Annotated in this window: 17 protein-coding genes and 1 pseudogene; 3 read left to right on the forward strand and 15 right to left on the reverse strand. The window is 68.8% G+C overall.

The features are described from left to right. The first annotated feature begins 2 nt into the window (after positions 1-2). Complete coding sequence (locus C0010_RS02620; RefSeq protein WP_105565458.1) at positions 3-851, forward strand: NmrA family NAD(P)-binding protein; 849 nt, start codon at positions 3-5, stop codon at positions 849-851. 87 nt (positions 852-938) lie between these two features. On the opposite strand, the gene C0010_RS02625 is transcribed toward C0010_RS02620, so the two are convergent. From C0010_RS02625 to C0010_RS02635, 3 genes are all read right to left on the reverse strand, one after another. Then, complete coding sequence (locus C0010_RS02625; RefSeq protein WP_105565459.1) at positions 939-1,301, reverse strand: hypothetical protein; 363 nt, start codon at positions 1,299-1,301, stop codon at positions 939-941. 265 nt (positions 1,302-1,566) lie between these two features. After that, positions 1,567-2,097, reverse strand: a complete 531-nt coding sequence (locus C0010_RS02630; RefSeq protein ID WP_232531681.1) for a hypothetical protein — start codon at positions 2,095-2,097, stop codon at positions 1,567-1,569. Between the two features lie 9 nt (positions 2,098-2,106). Further along, positions 2,107-3,432: a condensation domain-containing protein gene (locus C0010_RS02635; RefSeq protein WP_105565461.1), complete on the reverse strand. Its 1,326-nt coding sequence runs from the start codon at positions 3,430-3,432 to the stop codon at positions 2,107-2,109. Between the two features lie 46 nt (positions 3,433-3,478). Here C0010_RS02635 and C0010_RS02640 point away from each other — a divergent pair, with 46 nt between their 5' ends. Then, positions 3,479-4,279: an alpha/beta fold hydrolase gene (locus C0010_RS02640; RefSeq protein WP_105565462.1), complete on the forward strand. Its 801-nt coding sequence runs from the start codon at positions 3,479-3,481 to the stop codon at positions 4,277-4,279. Between the two features lie 106 nt (positions 4,280-4,385). Here C0010_RS02640 and C0010_RS02645 read toward each other — a convergent pair whose 3' ends face one another. The 6 genes from C0010_RS02645 to C0010_RS02675 form a co-directional block, all read right to left on the reverse strand. Beyond that, positions 4,386-4,712, reverse strand: a complete 327-nt coding sequence (locus tag C0010_RS02645; RefSeq protein WP_105565463.1) for a hypothetical protein — start codon at positions 4,710-4,712, stop codon at positions 4,386-4,388. 135 nt (positions 4,713-4,847) lie between these two features. Then, a complete protein-coding gene (locus C0010_RS02650) occupies positions 4,848-5,255 on the reverse strand; it encodes a VOC family protein (protein ID WP_105565464.1) in 408 nt (135 codons plus the stop codon). A gap of 204 nt (positions 5,256-5,459) precedes the next feature. Beyond that, positions 5,460-6,269 carry a MerR family transcriptional regulator gene (locus tag C0010_RS02655; protein WP_105565465.1) on the reverse strand — a complete coding sequence of 270 codons (810 nt, stop codon included), beginning with the start codon at positions 6,267-6,269 and terminating at the stop codon, positions 5,460-5,462. 140 nt (positions 6,270-6,409) lie between these two features. Then, a complete protein-coding gene (locus tag C0010_RS02660; protein WP_105565579.1) occupies positions 6,410-7,108 on the reverse strand; it encodes an aspartate/glutamate racemase family protein in 699 nt (232 codons plus the stop codon). Between the two features lie 602 nt (positions 7,109-7,710). Continuing rightward, on the reverse strand, positions 7,711-8,469 hold the full coding sequence (locus tag C0010_RS02670; RefSeq protein ID WP_198410781.1) for a class I SAM-dependent methyltransferase: 759 nt from the start codon (positions 8,467-8,469) through the stop codon (positions 7,711-7,713). A gap of 113 nt (positions 8,470-8,582) precedes the next feature. Then, positions 8,583-9,584 carry a helix-turn-helix transcriptional regulator gene (locus tag C0010_RS02675; protein ID WP_105565580.1) on the reverse strand — a complete coding sequence of 334 codons (1,002 nt, stop codon included), beginning with the start codon at positions 9,582-9,584 and terminating at the stop codon, positions 8,583-8,585. Positions 9,585-9,690: 106 nt separating this feature from the next. Between C0010_RS02675 and C0010_RS02680 the strand changes: the two genes are divergently transcribed. Continuing rightward, positions 9,691-10,089: a VOC family protein gene (locus C0010_RS02680; RefSeq protein ID WP_105565468.1), complete on the forward strand. Its 399-nt coding sequence runs from the start codon at positions 9,691-9,693 to the stop codon at positions 10,087-10,089. A gap of 238 nt (positions 10,090-10,327) precedes the next feature. On the opposite strand, the gene C0010_RS15345 is transcribed toward C0010_RS02680, so the two are convergent. From C0010_RS15345 to C0010_RS02705, 6 genes and pseudogenes are all read right to left on the reverse strand, one after another. Then, positions 10,328-10,456 carry a hypothetical protein gene (locus C0010_RS15345; RefSeq protein ID WP_267893841.1) on the reverse strand — a complete coding sequence of 43 codons (129 nt, stop codon included), beginning with the start codon at positions 10,454-10,456 and terminating at the stop codon, positions 10,328-10,330. Continuing rightward, a pseudogene (locus C0010_RS02685) lies at positions 10,453-10,772 on the reverse strand (HigA family addiction module antitoxin). The gene C0010_RS15345 and the pseudogene C0010_RS02685 overlap by 4 nt, the downstream one beginning before the upstream one ends. A 147-nt stretch (positions 10,773-10,919) precedes the next feature. After that, on the reverse strand, positions 10,920-11,327 hold the full coding sequence (locus C0010_RS02690) for a RidA family protein (RefSeq protein WP_105565469.1): 408 nt from the start codon (positions 11,325-11,327) through the stop codon (positions 10,920-10,922). A gap of 70 nt (positions 11,328-11,397) precedes the next feature. Then, entirely contained in the window at positions 11,398-12,231 is an 834-nt protein-coding gene (locus C0010_RS02695) for a serine hydrolase domain-containing protein (protein WP_158685616.1), read from the reverse strand. A 161-nt stretch (positions 12,232-12,392) separates the two neighbouring features. Continuing rightward, positions 12,393-13,265, reverse strand: coding sequence for a hypothetical protein (locus C0010_RS02700; protein ID WP_105565471.1), 873 nt, complete (start codon positions 13,263-13,265; stop codon positions 12,393-12,395). 282 nt (positions 13,266-13,547) lie between these two features. Next, complete coding sequence (locus tag C0010_RS02705; RefSeq protein WP_105565472.1) at positions 13,548-13,955, reverse strand: hypothetical protein; 408 nt, start codon at positions 13,953-13,955, stop codon at positions 13,548-13,550. Positions 13,956-14,067: the final 112 nt, after the last annotated feature.

The raw sequence follows: 14,067 nt of genomic DNA on the forward strand, positions 1-14,067 counted from the left end.
CCATGACCGACGCCCCCGACATCCTCGTCACCGGCGCCACCGGATCCACGGGGCGAGCCGTCGCCGACGCACTGACCGCGAACGGAGTGGCGTTCCGTCCTCTGTCCCGCCGGGCGTCCTCGGCCGACTTCTCCGTGCGCGCGGACCTCGACGACGCCGCGAGCATCCGCTCCGCCCTCGACGGGGTGCGCGCGGCGTACCTCGTTACGCCGTCGAGCGAACGGGCCGAGGCGCAGCAGAAGCAGTTCGTCGACCTCGCGGCGGCAGCGGGCGTCCGTCACCTCGTGCTGCTGTCACAGCTCGGATCCGTCGCGGATTCGCCCGTCCGGTTCCTGCGCTATCACGCCGCCGTCGAACGCCACGCGTTCGGATCGGGCATCGGGGTCACCGCTCTGCGCCCCAACCTGTTCATGCAGGGCCTCCTCGCCGTTGCCGGCGCCGTGCGCGCCACGGGCGCTCTCCCCGCCCCCATCGGCGACGCGCGCGTGAGCCTCGTCGATGTTCGCGACATCGGTGAGGTCGCCGCCCTCGCGCTCACCGCTGCGGAACCCCTCGGCATCCAGACCCTCACCGGCCCCGAATCGCTCACTCATGCGGAACTGGCCGCACGGCTCTCTGAAGCCGCCGAGACCGACATCCGCTTCGACGACGTCTCACCCGAGCGGTTCCGCGAGATGCTCACGGGCCTGCTCCCGACGTGGCAGGTCGACGGCCTGCTCGAGGACTACGCGCACTACGCCCGCGGCGAGGCCGCCGAGGTCTCGACGGCCGTCCCCGACCTGCTGGAGCGCCCTGCTCGCCGCTTCGCGGATTTCGCGCGCGACCACGCGGGCGCATTCCGGGGCGAATGACCGCCCGGTCCCGCAGCGCGGGCGGGCGCGTCTACGGCATCGCCGCCGGGTCACCTCCCTGGTCCGTGCCGCACCCGGTTCAAGTGATCATTCCGGCTCGCCCAAGGAGCCCGGGCGAACCGCTCCGATCACGAAGAGCCCCAGAGCCGGCACGAATGGGACCCACACGCCCGTGCTCCCGGATCCGGACGACGCGAGAACCGCGATCGTCGCCAGCGAAAAGGCGCTCACGCCGGCGCCGACGATGCACCACCTCCGGATCACGCGCTCCGACCACAGCGGCAGATTCGACGCGGTGATCGCGAGCAGCGTCCACACGGCGGACCACAGCAGCCCCCACAGGCCGGCGACCCCGCCGAGCACGACGCTGCCGCCGATCCCCCACGCGGCAGCGGGCACGACGAGCAGCACGAACAGACCGATGCGCCGCGGGGGCCGAGACGGACGCATCACCGCGTCACCGACCGGGCCGCGCCGCGTGCCGAACGGGCCGCCGCGGTTCAGGGTCGGGCGCGCACGCCGTCGGCTCCGTCCGCCGTGAGCCCGTAACGCTGGCGGAGACCCGTCGCGAAAGTCTCATGCCCCGATCCTCGCAGGACCGAGCACGGGTGCGCACCCGCAGCCGGCCGCAGGAGCCCTGTCGGCCGCGAGCCGCGCTGAGCGTGCTGGCGCCCGGAGCCGTCGACGGATCGCTCCCGCGGGCGATACCCCGCCGTCAGCGGCGGCCGGATGCGAAGAGGAATACAGCCTCCGGCGGGAACGCGTAGGCGTTGTCGCAGCGGTACCCGCGCAGCCACGGCTCACCGTCGACGACGCGCAGGTAGAACCCCTTGGGCTGCTCGTCGTCCTCGCTGATCGGCTCCGACGCGACGTGGATCGCCGCGCTCGGAGCGCGTCCGGTCGAGAGCACCGAATCCGGAGCGGCCTCCTGCGCGAGCAGCGCCAGCCGCGCGTACGGGCCTGCTTCGAGAGGCAGGAGGTCGAAGCCATCAGCGCTGGCCGCGGCGAAGACCTCCGGCAGAGTTCCGCCGTCCGGAAGCCCCAGCGCACGCACCTCGCGGGCGGCGACCAGAAGTGTTCGGCTCTCCGCGCGATCGAATGCGGGGTCCGCCAGGAGCACCTCTGCGAATGCGTTCGTCCTCACGCCGGCCGACGCCAGGGAATCGACCAGCTCGCGCCGGGTGTGCCCGCCGATGCGCAGCTCGATCGGAGCGTCCGGCCGGACCGTCCCCCGCATGCTCATCATCCGGGAAGTCTACGAGGCTCCCGGGCGCAAGCCGCTCACACGGCGGCGACCGCCCGCCTCGCCGCGCATGCGCCGGACGAGGTCATCGAGCCACGCGCCGACGTTCCGGCGCGCCTCGGCCGTGTCGGGGTACCGACACCGGAGGCGGATGCCGGCGTGGTCGGTCGTGAACCAGATCATCACGCCATCGGTGCGGATCGCGGCGCTGAAGTACTGCGCATCGAGGCCGTGGGAATCGATCGACACCGGCAGCCGGCGCGTGTCCAACCACGATACGGCGAGCATTCCCGGCACCTCGGGCATGCCGCCCCACGGTGCCATGATCTCGGCGAGCGGATGCGAGCCCAGGCGCAGCGCCTCCTTGATCGCCGCGGCGCAGGCGACCGGATCGGGATCGCAGGCTTCGAGGACGGAGTTGGTGATGAACCAGCCGACCGAGCCGTGCCAGCGCGCCTCGTACCGGCTGTGCACGGGGAACACGGCCCGCAGGTCGGTGTCGGCGAGCTCGCGCGTCGTGCGCGTCATCGCCGAGACCGTGAGTGCGAGGGTCGACACCCCGCTCTCGCGGGCACGCTCCGCGAACGCGGCCAGCCCATCCGGGTCGAGCACGTCGCGGAGTTCGACCCGCTCGGGCTGGGGCGCGGGGTCGCCGAGCGGAAGCGGGAACCGCGGCATGCCACCCCCGCCTGCCTCGATCACCTGGTGCCATCGATCGTGGACCTCCGGCGGCGCGGCTGGGCGATCCCGGAGCGCCTGAGTGTGCTCGGCGAAGGAGGGCACGGGCTTCACGGCCGGTGGCCTCCCGCTGCGCACCTCCTGCAGCGCGTCGAGCAGATCGCGCACGATGATGAGCATCGACCACATGTCGACGTGGGCGTGATCCGCCGCCACGACCACGGCCGGGCCGTCGGCGGTCTCGATCAGGCAGAGCCGGTGCGAGGGGCGGGAGAACGGGCGGCAGGTCTCGTCGAGCACGGTCTGCAGCGCGGCGTTCATCGCTTGCCCCTGCCCGATCTCGTGCTCGACCCAGCGCCCGCGCCCGACCGAGATCTCGTCGAGTTCGAGCTCCCCGCGGCCATTGGTGCCGAAGGTCGTTCGGAGCGTGCCGTGCGTCTCGACCACGGCCCTCCATGCCGAGGCGAGCGCGTCGCGATCGACCGGTGCCGGGAGCCGGAAGGCCAGGCCCATCCACGAGCCCGGGCGGTCGCCCGAACCGACGTGCCGGCCCTGGTCGAACGACGGCGGCAGCTTCCGCCCTGTGGGCGATGCCTCGATCTCGTAACTGAGCAGGGGGCCGAACGGCAGGCTCAGGTACGAGACGTGGGTGAGGCGCATGGTGTTAGCGTAAGCGCCATCACAGCGACCCGGAGGCGGCGGATACATGCACAGGATCGAGGTTCCGGGGGCCCGGATCGCGTGGGCGTTCAGCGACGAATCCGGATGCCCCGTGGTCCAGCTGCACGGCCTGACCTCGAGCCGCTCCCGCGACCGCGTGCTCGACCTCGATCTGGGGCGCGGCCTGTCCGGCACGCGACTGCTCCGCTACGACGCGCGCGGGCATGGCCACTCCAGCGGACGCCCGCTCCCCGACGACTACCGCTGGACGACGCTCGCCGACGACCTGCTCCGGATGCTCGACGTCTGGTTTCCCGGCGAATCGGTGCATGGCGTCGGGCCGTCGATGGGAACCGGAACGCTCCTGCACGCCGCGGTGCGCGAGCCGGACCGGTTCAGCGGCTTCACGCTGCTGCTCCCGCCCACCGCGTGGGGAACGCGCGCGGCGAAGGCCGACGAGTACCGGCGCGCCGCGGCGCTCGTCGAAGAGCACGGCATCGAGGCCCTGATAGACGCCGGTCGGGGCCAGCCCCTCCCGCCAGCGTCGGTCGGCGATCCCGACGGCGCCCCGCACGTCACCGAGGCTCTGCTGCCGGCGGTGTACCGCGGGGCCGCGCTGAGCGATCTCCCCGATCCGGAGCGGATCTCGGCGCTTACGCAGCCGACAACCGTGCTCGCCTGGGTCGGCGACCCCGCCCATCCGGTGTCGACGGCCGAGGCGCTGGTCGCGCTCATGCCGAGCGCGACGCTGCAGGTGGCATCGACGCCCACCGACGTGCACCGCTGGCCGGCGGTGCTCGCCGCGGACGTCGCGGGCCGCGTGTCACACGTGCCCGGCACACGGTAGCGCCGCAATGCCTCCGGTGTACGGCAGGCACTCGATGGCCCGCTCAGCGCGCTCTTCACGATCGAACACCCCGGCCGCATCCGCGACCGTCACGGGATGCCGAGCGTCAACGCCTCGATGTTCGCATGTTGGAGGAGCGTGCGCGCTCGCGTTCCACGGCGCGGTCCTCGCGAACGCGGACCATCCCGATCACGAGCGAAAGGACGAACGTCACCCGCATCAGCGTCGCGAGCACGGTCATCCAGATCGTGTCTCCCAGATCCGGCGCCGGGACCTCCCCTCGCGCTCTCAACGCCCAGTTCGCGATGGCTCCGAACGCCAGCAGCCCGGCGATCGCGCCGAGCGGCACGAGCGTGACGATCGTCCAGGTGATGCGCTTGCGCGCACTGCCGGGCGGCCTGCGCTCGCCGAGGTGCAGAAGTGATGCCGGCATGTACCGCGTGCTCCAGACTCAATGTGATGTGGCGCGTCTCAAGGGGTCCGTCGTGGGTCTCATCCTCGCACCTGGTTCCGGACGCGATTCAGACGGTCGCCCGATACTCAACCGAGTGCAATCACGGAGACGGTTCTACGGCAGCACGTAGTCCCCGGTGGGGCCGGGGTTCATCGCGATCTCCCACCGGAAGCCGTCCGGGTCGGCGAAGTAGCCGGAGTATCCGCCCCACTCGCGTGGCTGCCCGGCGCTCGTCTCCGCTCCCAGGGACTCCGCCAGCGCCAGTACCTCATCCACGCCCGATTCGGTCGGCACGTTGTGCGCAAGGGCGATCGGAGCGATTCCCGATGCCGGCGCATGGCCGACCTCGGCAGTGAACCCGTCCACACTCCACAGCGACAGGATCAGATGCTCCCCCACGGGAAGCATCAGCACGTCATCGTCCTCGTAGATCGGCTTCCATCCCAAACCGCCGACGTAGAACTCTCGGCTCCGGCGAACATCCGAAACCGCGAGCGTGATGAAACTGACGCGCTGCTCCACGCAATCCCCCCAAGTCTCCCTGACGCGGCGCGGTCCCCGAGAATGCGTCACGCAGCACGCGCCGATCGTTGCACGACTCGTCGTGCGACCGCAGATGCGCCCACCGTACCTGAAACGGCGGCAGTCGGTCGATGAGTCAGAGCACTCGCTCGACCGCCCCGGCGTTCCTACGCCGGATCTCATTGGTCGAACCAAGCCCGCCCATCACTCGATGGGCTGCTGCAGCTCGATCACCCACTTCTCGCCATCCGGGTCGAGCGGCGTCTCGTGATACACCTCCCGGCAGACTCCGGTCGGGGTCAGGCCGCGCGCCTCGACCTCGATCACGAGCGACTGCCAGGCCGCCTGGATCCCGTCGATCCCACCGCCCTCGTAGGTCATCGCGAGGGCACGCGGTGCAGAAGCGAGTTCTGTCGCCTCGAGGCCTTCCGGCGGAGCGGAGTCGCCGACCTGTTCGCCGACGGCGGCGAGCACCCCCGCTTCCGTCACCGTGTAGTGCGCGATTCCCGGCCCCGTTCGGACCAACCCCTCGTCGTCGATCGCCTGGTTCACGCGCCCGAACATGGGCCCGATCCAGGGTTCGATCTCCTCCATCGACGACGCCGAGGCAGCCAATTGCACGAGCCGCACCGCGGGCAGGCTCGTCTCTGTGAATGTGTTCGTGGGCATGGTGCTTCCTTTCTCCAGCGAACGGAGCCTCGCCCGAACCCGTCGCAACCTGCGCTGGTCGGCATCGATCTGCGACGTCAGCGAATTCTCGCGCTCACGAAGCATCTCGATCACCCGATCGTCGCCGAGCTCATCGCGGAGCAGCTCCCCGACCTCGTCGAGGGTGAAGCCGAGCTCCTTCATCGCAATCAGGTGATTCGCCCGATCCAACTGAGCGGCCTCGTAGGAGCGATATCCGGTGAACTCGTCGATGCGCGCGGGCTTCAGCAGGCCCAGCTGGTCGTAGTGCCGCAGCATGCGCACCGACACCCCGACCAACCTCGCGAAGTCTCCGATTCTCAACATGACTCCTCCATCCCACGGGCTGACACGGTGTCAGAGTCAACACTGTCATCCGAAGCGACCCCGACCAGGCGATCCGGATGTCGTCGTAACGGCACGATCGTGCCCGGTCGCACGATTCGAGATCGGGCACACGTGGATCTTCAGCGCGCGTGAGAGAAAGCTGCGTCGACGGCCGCTGTCGCGTGCAAGGACGTTGATGCGAAGACCGGCACCTCGGCGTCGCCCTGGCTGATCAACAGCTCGATCTCTGTGCATCCGAGGATGACGCCCTCTGCGCCATCGCGTACACCAGCCGCGATGACGCGCCGGAACGCACGCCGCGACGCATCGTTCACGTCGCCGAGGACCAACTCGTCATAGATCACGCGGTTGATCACCGCCCGATCCGGATCGGACGGAACGATCACGCTCACGCCACGCGCTTCCATACGCTCACGGTAGAACGGCTCTTCCATCGTGAAGCGGGTGCCGAGCAGGAGAACCTTCGAAACGCCTGCCGAGCGAATCGCGTCAGCAGTGGTGTCGACGAGGTGGAGGAACGGCACATCGAGTGCGTCCTCGATATACCTCGCGACTTTGTGCATCGTGTTCGTGCACAGCACGACGATGTCCGCTCCCGCGGACTGAAGCGCGCGCGCTTCCCGTGCGAGCAGGTCGCCCGCGGCGTCCCACTGCCCCGACGACTGCATCCGTTCGATCTCTGCGAAATCGACAGAGGTCATGATGCACGCGGCAGAGTGCAGGCCGCCGAGTCGATCACGGACCTGCTCGTTGAGGAGTCGGTAGTACAGCGCCGAGCTCTCCCAGCTCATTCCGCCGATCAGGCCGATCTTCTGCATGACGCCACCGTACATCGCCCTCCCGCCCCGGGCCCGACCGTTCCGCCGTTCTCGACACTCAGAACGCGCCTGTGCGCATACAGGTCTCACGCTTCTCCGCACCCGAGCCCGCGCGTCCCGTCGGATCGCGCGGCTCCACCCCTGGGACGGGCCGTCACCGGCGGGTGACGCTGGTGGCACCTCGGCCGTTTCGCGACGATGGCGGGTACGGCCACGTTCACCGATCACGACTCCCAGACCGGCGTGACTCTCACACCCCGCAAGCCGATCCCGGATGAGCGCGTGCCGGTACGCGCGAAGGCATCCCGCGAGCACGCGGCACCTTCCGGCGCCAAGCTCCTCGACGGATCCGCCGGGAATGGGTCGTGGGCGCAGGGCCGGTCTTCGGCCCGCTCGTCTCGCCCACGGGGTTCCGAGTGATGGCGTACGACATTCCGGGCCGGTCAGGCGGATCGGCGGGCCGAGCCGGCACGACCGCCCGCGAGAACGGCGCGACGATCGCCGATCTCACCCTATTCGTCTCGGTGCGCGGCGAGACGTCGCCGCGTGAGGCGTGGCGAACCGCAGGTCCCTGCGCTCGTTAGTCGTGATACCAGATCGGTTCACGACTGCGGCTTTCGTGCTTCGATGAGATGGCGTGTCGAATGAGCGATGAACGGCCCCTGCCGTTCGATGAGCTCATGCAGGTCGCGCAGCCGCCCTCGATACCTCTCGACAGTGAATCCCGGCACCCACCAGATCACTTTCCGAAGCAGATAGACGACGGCCGCGACGTCACGGATCTCGATGCGAAGCGTCGCCGTACGCAGGTCGACGATGTCGAGCCCCGCTGCGACGGCATCGGCGGCCTCATCTTCGGGGCGGCGGCCGCGTCGCGCTTCCGGCTGCGGCCCCAGGAAGAACTCGATCAGCTCGAAGACGCTCGCCGGCCCGACGTGCTGGGCGAAGTAGGTGCCGCCCGGGCGCAGGACTCGCGCGAGCTCAGCCCACCAGATCGTCGCCGGATGCCTGCTCGTCACGAGATCGAACGCGTCGTCGGCGAACGGAAGGGGAGGCTCATCAGGATCAGCGACCACCGCGACGCCGCGCGGATGCAGCTTCTGCGCCGCCTTCGCAACGTTGGGCGGCCACGACTCGGTCGCCACCGCTGTACGAGGGAAGGCCTCTGCCTCGGCGAGAACCTCTCCCCCGCCCGTTTGGATGTCGAGGCTCGCGTGCGCGCGACCCAGTCGCTGCGAGAGCTGCCGAGCGTAGCCCCACGGCGGCCGCTCTTCGGTTGCGCGCCCGTCGAGCCATGAGAAATCCCAACCGGACACGTCTGCCGATTCTCCCAGCGCGACGAGTCTGTCGAAGTGCTCCATCACATGGTCATGCTAGGTCGAGAACGATCAGGTTCGCAGGCCCGCGAGCGGCCCGACGGAACCTTACGGCGACAATGCGATTCGTTGATCAGACGGTGAATCGGAACACCGAGTCATGATCTTGGCGACCTCGTCCCATCGTCCGTCGCGTGCAGCATCCTCGCCGCTGCATCCCTGACGCGGTCTCGGAGCTCGTCCGGCCCCTCGATCGTCACCTCGCAGTCGAGAGCCGCGATCACCGGCGGCAGCCAGTCGAGGCTCTCGGCATGGATCTCGGCCCGATACCAGGGCAGACCAGCGTCGCCCGCATCGGTCTCGCCGCGGTCCACCAGTTCGAGCCGGGCCACGCTCCGCGGCAGGTGACCCCGGATGCGCTCCTCGCTCGTTCGGATGCGCAGCACCACGTGCCACCGGTACTGCGCAGCTGCGAACAGGTCGAGCAGATGCGCTTCCGCATCCGGGCGCTGGGGCGGGGTGAAGGTCTCGCGCAGGGATCGGACCGATCGAATCCTGTCGACCCGGAACGTCCGCTCCTCCTGTTGGTCCGTATCGAGGGCGACGAGATACCACCGATCCGAGTGCGCGACCAGGCCGTACGGGTGGACCGCACGCCTGGACGAGGCGCCCGCACGGCTGACGTAGCGCAGGTCGAGTCCCTGTCGGCGCACGACGGCCTCCGCCAAGGTCAGCATCACGGCGGGGTCGGGAGCAGTGTCGCCGTGCGGGGAGGTGCGCGTCATCGCACTGAGCAGGTCGTCGACTCGTTGCGCATCGGCGATCGGCAGCGCTCGCCTGATCTTGGACAGGGCGGTCTGCGCCGCGAGCTCGGGCTCGCGCGACGCCGCCTGCGCGCGGGCGAGCCCGAGATAGACCGCGACGGCCTCCTCTGCGCTGAACATGAGCGGGAGGACACGACGTCCGGGCGCGAGCCGATAGCCGCCGTAGCGCCCCCGCAACGTCTCCACGGGCAGCCCCAGATCGACGAGCCGCGCCATATCTCTGCGGATGGTCCGCTCGTCGACGTCGAGTCGATCTGCCAACTCGGCGACAGTGCGCTGCTGCGCGGACTGCAGGAGCTCGATCAACCGCAGCGCGCGAGCGGTCGTATCGGACATGACAGCCATTGTCGTCTATATACAGGACAGTTCCCGCCCGGTATCAGTCGTACCGTGATGTCCGCGGCCGAAACCTGGGCCGCACTCATGACAGAAGGAGAGAGCCATGCAGCTCGCAGCCACCCGCATCATCACCGATGACGTCGACGCGCTCGCCACGTTCTACGAGACGGCCACCGGCATCACCGCCGAACGGCTTCACCCGATGTTCGCCGAGCTCCGCACGCCATCCGGCACGCTGGCCATCGCGAGCTCCGCCACCGTGCCGCTGCTCGGAGACAACGCCGCCGAGGCTCGCGCGAATCGCAGCGTCACCTTGGACTTCCTCGTCGACGACGTCGACGCGACCTACCGGGATCTTCAGGGCGTCGTCGACGTGTTCGTCAACGCGCCGACCGACATGCCCTGGGGAAACCGCTCGCTGCTCGCCAGGGACCCGGACGGCAACCTCATCAACTTCTTCACGCCGATCAGCGGAAGCGCTCACGGTCGGTTCGCTGACTGAAACGCGCGCGTAGCGCCCCGATCGGTGGATTCGTTTCGTCAGCGTCCTGCTCGGCAGGCCGTGTACACGATGCCCGCCGATCGGGCTGGTTGTCACCGATGACGAGCGCGAGCAGTTGGCTCGCAGCGCCGACGGCTCAAGACGTCGCCCATTGGAGTTGCGCTCACGGATCGAGCTCGCTTCCGGCGACGGGATGACGAACGAGGACCTCATGGTGCTGGTGGGATGCATGCACACGTCACGGCCGGAACAGGGCCCAGGGCGGCTCGGTGCGTTCCGTCACGCCGTTCGCATTGAAGCAACCCGGCACAACGCCTTGCTGCGCGTCGATGATCAGGAGAAGCGTCTGAGGCAGGTCTGCGCTCACGCAGACCTCAGCGGCGCGATCGCAGCGACCTTGTCGCGCAGCGTCCGGCGCTCCAGACGCAGCTCGTCGTTCGTCTGCGGGTTCCGCCAGAACTCCTCGGACGTCCCGAAGTATCGCGCCAGACGGATCGCCCCGTCAGCGGTGTCTCCCGCTTCCTGTACACGATCTCGTTGGTCCGGTTCGGCGCCACACCGATCGACACGGGCAGCTTGTTCTGCGTGATCCCGAAGCCCTCGAGGAAATCCTCCATCAGGATCTCCCCCGGGTGGACCGCCCCGATCAGGTCGCGCTGATTGCTCGTCGGCGAGTTCGACATTGTCCGCACCTCCCTATCTCCAGACGAAGCAGAGGCGCCGTTTCGCGTTGGCGCGGATGACGAGTGCGAAACGAATGCCGTCGTCAACGCTAGACGTCGAATCGAAGCCTCGCTGCGTGGCCGCACAGACCAACCGTTGCAACGCGGTCAGTCGACGACCGCGGCGACCGCCTCGATCTCTACGAGTTGGTCGTCGTACCCGAGGACCGTCACACCCAGGAGCGTGCTCGGCACGTCGTGTGCTCCGAACGCATCGCGCACCACCTCCCATGCAGCGACGAGATCAGCTTGCTCCGAGGATGCCACGAGAACGCGAGTGCTGATCACATCGGTGAGCGTCGCGCCAGCAGCCGCCAGCGCGCCCTTCATCGTTCGCACGCAAGCAGCCGCCTGGCCCGCGTAGTCGCCGACGGCGACGGTTTCCCCAGCCCCGTCCAAAGGGCAGGAGCCCGCCAGGAATATCAGCCGAGCGTCCTTCGGGGCGGTTGCCGCATATGCGTACTCAGCAACATCGGAGAGTTCCTCCGAACGGATCAACCGTACAGAATCCACCATGCCAGCAACTCTAGCGTCGGCACCGTCGCCCGTTCACATGCCGCCAGACGCCCCTACGATGCCCAAAAGCTCAACTCGAGTAACGGGACTCCACGGCGCCGACGTTGCGCCGCTCGACATCATCGACGCATGCCTGGATGAGAGCTAGATCTTCCCCTTCGCCCTCCGCGACCCGTCCGCTCCACCGGCGTCCATCAGCGCTCACGGCGGCGAACAGGTTGAAGCCCGGCCCCTGCCCGCCGTGTCCGACGACCGCCACCGGCTGCCCCTTCGTCATGACCCCGAGGCCATAACCGGCAGAGGGCGACAGCGGGTGCCCGGCCGGAGCGTCGGCGGCGACCGACTGCATCATCAGGCGCGGGATATCATCCCCGAGCTCGCCACGCATGACGGCCGCGATTCCGCGCGCCGCTTCGTCAGGCTCAGCAGCGAAGGTACCGGTGAAGACCCATCCCGGATCGTAGGCGCGAAGCTCTTCGCCGATGGACTCGTGCGTGCAGGCGAGCCAGTCACCCCGGGACGCGAAGGGGAACGCCTCCACACCCAGCGGGGCCAGGACCCGTCGGGCGATGGCGGTGAAGTAGTCTGCGGATTCGTCGCGCTCAAGAGCGAGTCGCAGCACCGCGAAGCCGATATTGGAGTACCGGAACCGGCCAGCACGATCAACGACCGCTCCGGCGAGAACACGGTCGACCTCCCATGCGTCCTCGCGCGCTCCCACCGCGGCACGGTAGTCCGCCCACCCGAAGTAGTCGTTGAGCCCCGAGGTATGGCTCAGCAGGGCCCGCACCGTCACCGGGCGAAGGGCCTCCGGCAGATCAGGCACCAGCTCACCGATCTGACCATCGACGTCGAAGGAGCGAAGCACCGCAACTGCCGTGTAGGCCTTGGCGATGCTGTACACGGGGACAACGCTCATCTCTTGCTCCCAGAAGTCACACGTTGAACCGGAACTCCACCACGTCTCCACGGCTGGAACCATCACGTCGGGCCGTCGAGATCGACCCTCGCGGCGCGCGGCGCAGGTTGCAATTCCGCCGATGGCGGAAACCGCGTGCGACGGCGTCAGAGCTCCGTCTCGCCGCCTACGGATCGCGCCATCTCGAGCAGCTCGAACAGGTCGACATGGGTGCCGATGATCTGCTCGTCATGCAGATGGGCGTTGTCCGGCGGTACCGTGACTCCGCTCGCGATGAGGTGGATCTGCTCTGCCGGATCCGGCAGGTGGCGCAGCCCCGACACGATGAGGCGGGTGACGTTCGCCTGGTCGCGGCCGAGATACGCATACCCCCACGCGCGAGATCCCACGACCTCGGAAGCGTCGGGCCGACGAGCGAAGGTGCGCTCGTACAGCTCGATATGCGGATGCGCGTTCGGACCATCGACGACGTGGACATGCCCGACCACCCAACGCCTGCGCACCCGGATCGCGAGGAGATCGCCACCGCGGGTGAACGTGATGGTCTCCCGCGTGGTCGGCTTCCTGGTGAGCGGGGCCGGGGAGGACCGCAGCAGCGCGATCATGTCGTCCGTTCGGCGCAGGAAGTCCTCCCCCAGCCACACGGCGTCGTTCAGCTCGTGGATTCCGTAGACGGCCAGCTCCGTGAGCTCAGGATCGGTCAATCCGACCTCGTGCAATGCGGTGGCCAGGGCGATCGCGACCTTGTAGGCGTTCATCCGGTCGCTCTCGGAGGCGTCCGCCCCCGGGCGGGCCGCGTCGAGCACGAGGTGCCACCGCTCCTTCACGGCGGGCACGACGTCGGCGTGCTGAGCGCCTTCCAGGCCCTGGTGCCTTGCCGAGTAGAAGCCCTTCTGCGCCAGGATCCGCACTTCGTCTCGCGCGGTCGGAGCCACCGCTCCCACTGCGAGCTTGTCGAGGATCTGCTGGTGGCGCACCAGGACAGCGTAGCCGGGGCCCTCGACGCGCACACCGATCACGGTGCTCGTCCGACCGGACGAAGGTGCACGTCTGCACACCGGTGCCAGGCCTGTCTGAGAAACCGACACGTCGTCTCCGTCAGCTGAGCACGCCCAGGGTCGCGATGGGCCGCCGTACCCGTTCCGGAGAGCAGCCTCCATCCGGTCGCGACTGCGGCTGAGCGCGCCCTTCACCTCGCGCACCGGGCGCCCTCGGGCGGGTTCGCACCCGGGTCTTCACGCGCTGGTGCCGAGGCCACAGGATCGGCGGACAGCACGAGGCAGGCCACGACGCTCCCGACGTCACTGCTCCGCTCGTGCCCTGCGGATGCTCGGGAGTATCTCGACCGTGATGATCAGTGCCGCACAGAAGACCCCCATGCCGAGCACGGACCAACCGATCCATTGTGCATCCTCCACTTCTTCCACGCGCATGCCGCCGCCGCTCTTCCCCGGAGTTCGCCACCCGACGGTGTACTCGGGGTACAGCAGCATGACCAGCCCCCATCCGATGAGCATGAACCACATCGCACACGACGCCACCTGCATGACCAGCATCCGCGTCACCGCAGACCGCGGCAGAAGCAGCAGGCCCGGGGCCGTCGACCCCACCACCGTCAGAGCGCTCACTGCCACGAACACGCCCCAGACACCCCAGGCCAGGCCCATCGCGCACCCACCGACCACCAGCGACGCGGTGCCAGCAAGCACCGCCCCGCGCTTCAGGGCGAGAGGTGACTGATTCCGCTTCGATCGACGGGGACCACTCGCCTACCGCGGTTCACCCAAAAGTCAGACGTTGAAGCGGAACTCGACCGAGTTC

Origin of the sequence: Microbacterium halophytorum (assembly GCF_002970975.1) — a bacterium.
Classification (GTDB): Bacteria; Actinomycetota; Actinomycetes; order Actinomycetales; family Microbacteriaceae; genus Microbacterium; species Microbacterium halophytorum.

Excerpts from the sequence above, each read along its gene's own strand:
- C0010_RS02675 (WP_105565580.1), bottom strand. The coding sequence starts at position 9,584 with ATGTCCGATACGACCGCTCGCGCGCTGCGGTTGATCGAGCTCCTGCAG.
- C0010_RS02620 (WP_105565458.1), top strand. The coding sequence starts at position 3 with ATGACCGACGCCCCCGACATCCTCGTCACCGGCGCCACCGGATCCACG.
- C0010_RS02660 (WP_105565579.1), bottom strand. The coding sequence starts at position 7,108 with ATGCAGAAGATCGGCCTGATCGGCGGAATGAGCTGGGAGAGCTCGGCG.
- C0010_RS02625 (WP_105565459.1), bottom strand. The coding sequence starts at position 1,301 with ATGCGTCCGTCTCGGCCCCCGCGGCGCATCGGTCTGTTCGTGCTGCTC.
- C0010_RS02630 (WP_232531681.1), bottom strand. The coding sequence starts at position 2,097 with ATGATGAGCATGCGGGGGACGGTCCGGCCGGACGCTCCGATCGAGCTG.
- C0010_RS02680 (WP_105565468.1), top strand. The coding sequence starts at position 9,691 with ATGCAGCTCGCAGCCACCCGCATCATCACCGATGACGTCGACGCGCTC.
- C0010_RS02635 (WP_105565461.1), bottom strand. The coding sequence starts at position 3,432 with ATGCGCCTCACCCACGTCTCGTACCTGAGCCTGCCGTTCGGCCCCCTG.
- C0010_RS02690 (WP_105565469.1), bottom strand. The coding sequence starts at position 11,327 with ATGGTGGATTCTGTACGGTTGATCCGTTCGGAGGAACTCTCCGATGTT.
- C0010_RS02645 (WP_105565463.1), bottom strand. The coding sequence starts at position 4,712 with ATGCCGGCATCACTTCTGCACCTCGGCGAGCGCAGGCCGCCCGGCAGT.
- C0010_RS02655 (WP_105565465.1), bottom strand. The coding sequence starts at position 6,269 with ATGTTGAGAATCGGAGACTTCGCGAGGTTGGTCGGGGTGTCGGTGCGC.
- C0010_RS02670 (WP_198410781.1), bottom strand. The coding sequence starts at position 8,469 with ATGGAGCACTTCGACAGACTCGTCGCGCTGGGAGAATCGGCAGACGTG.
- C0010_RS02640 (WP_105565462.1), top strand. The coding sequence starts at position 3,479 with ATGCACAGGATCGAGGTTCCGGGGGCCCGGATCGCGTGGGCGTTCAGC.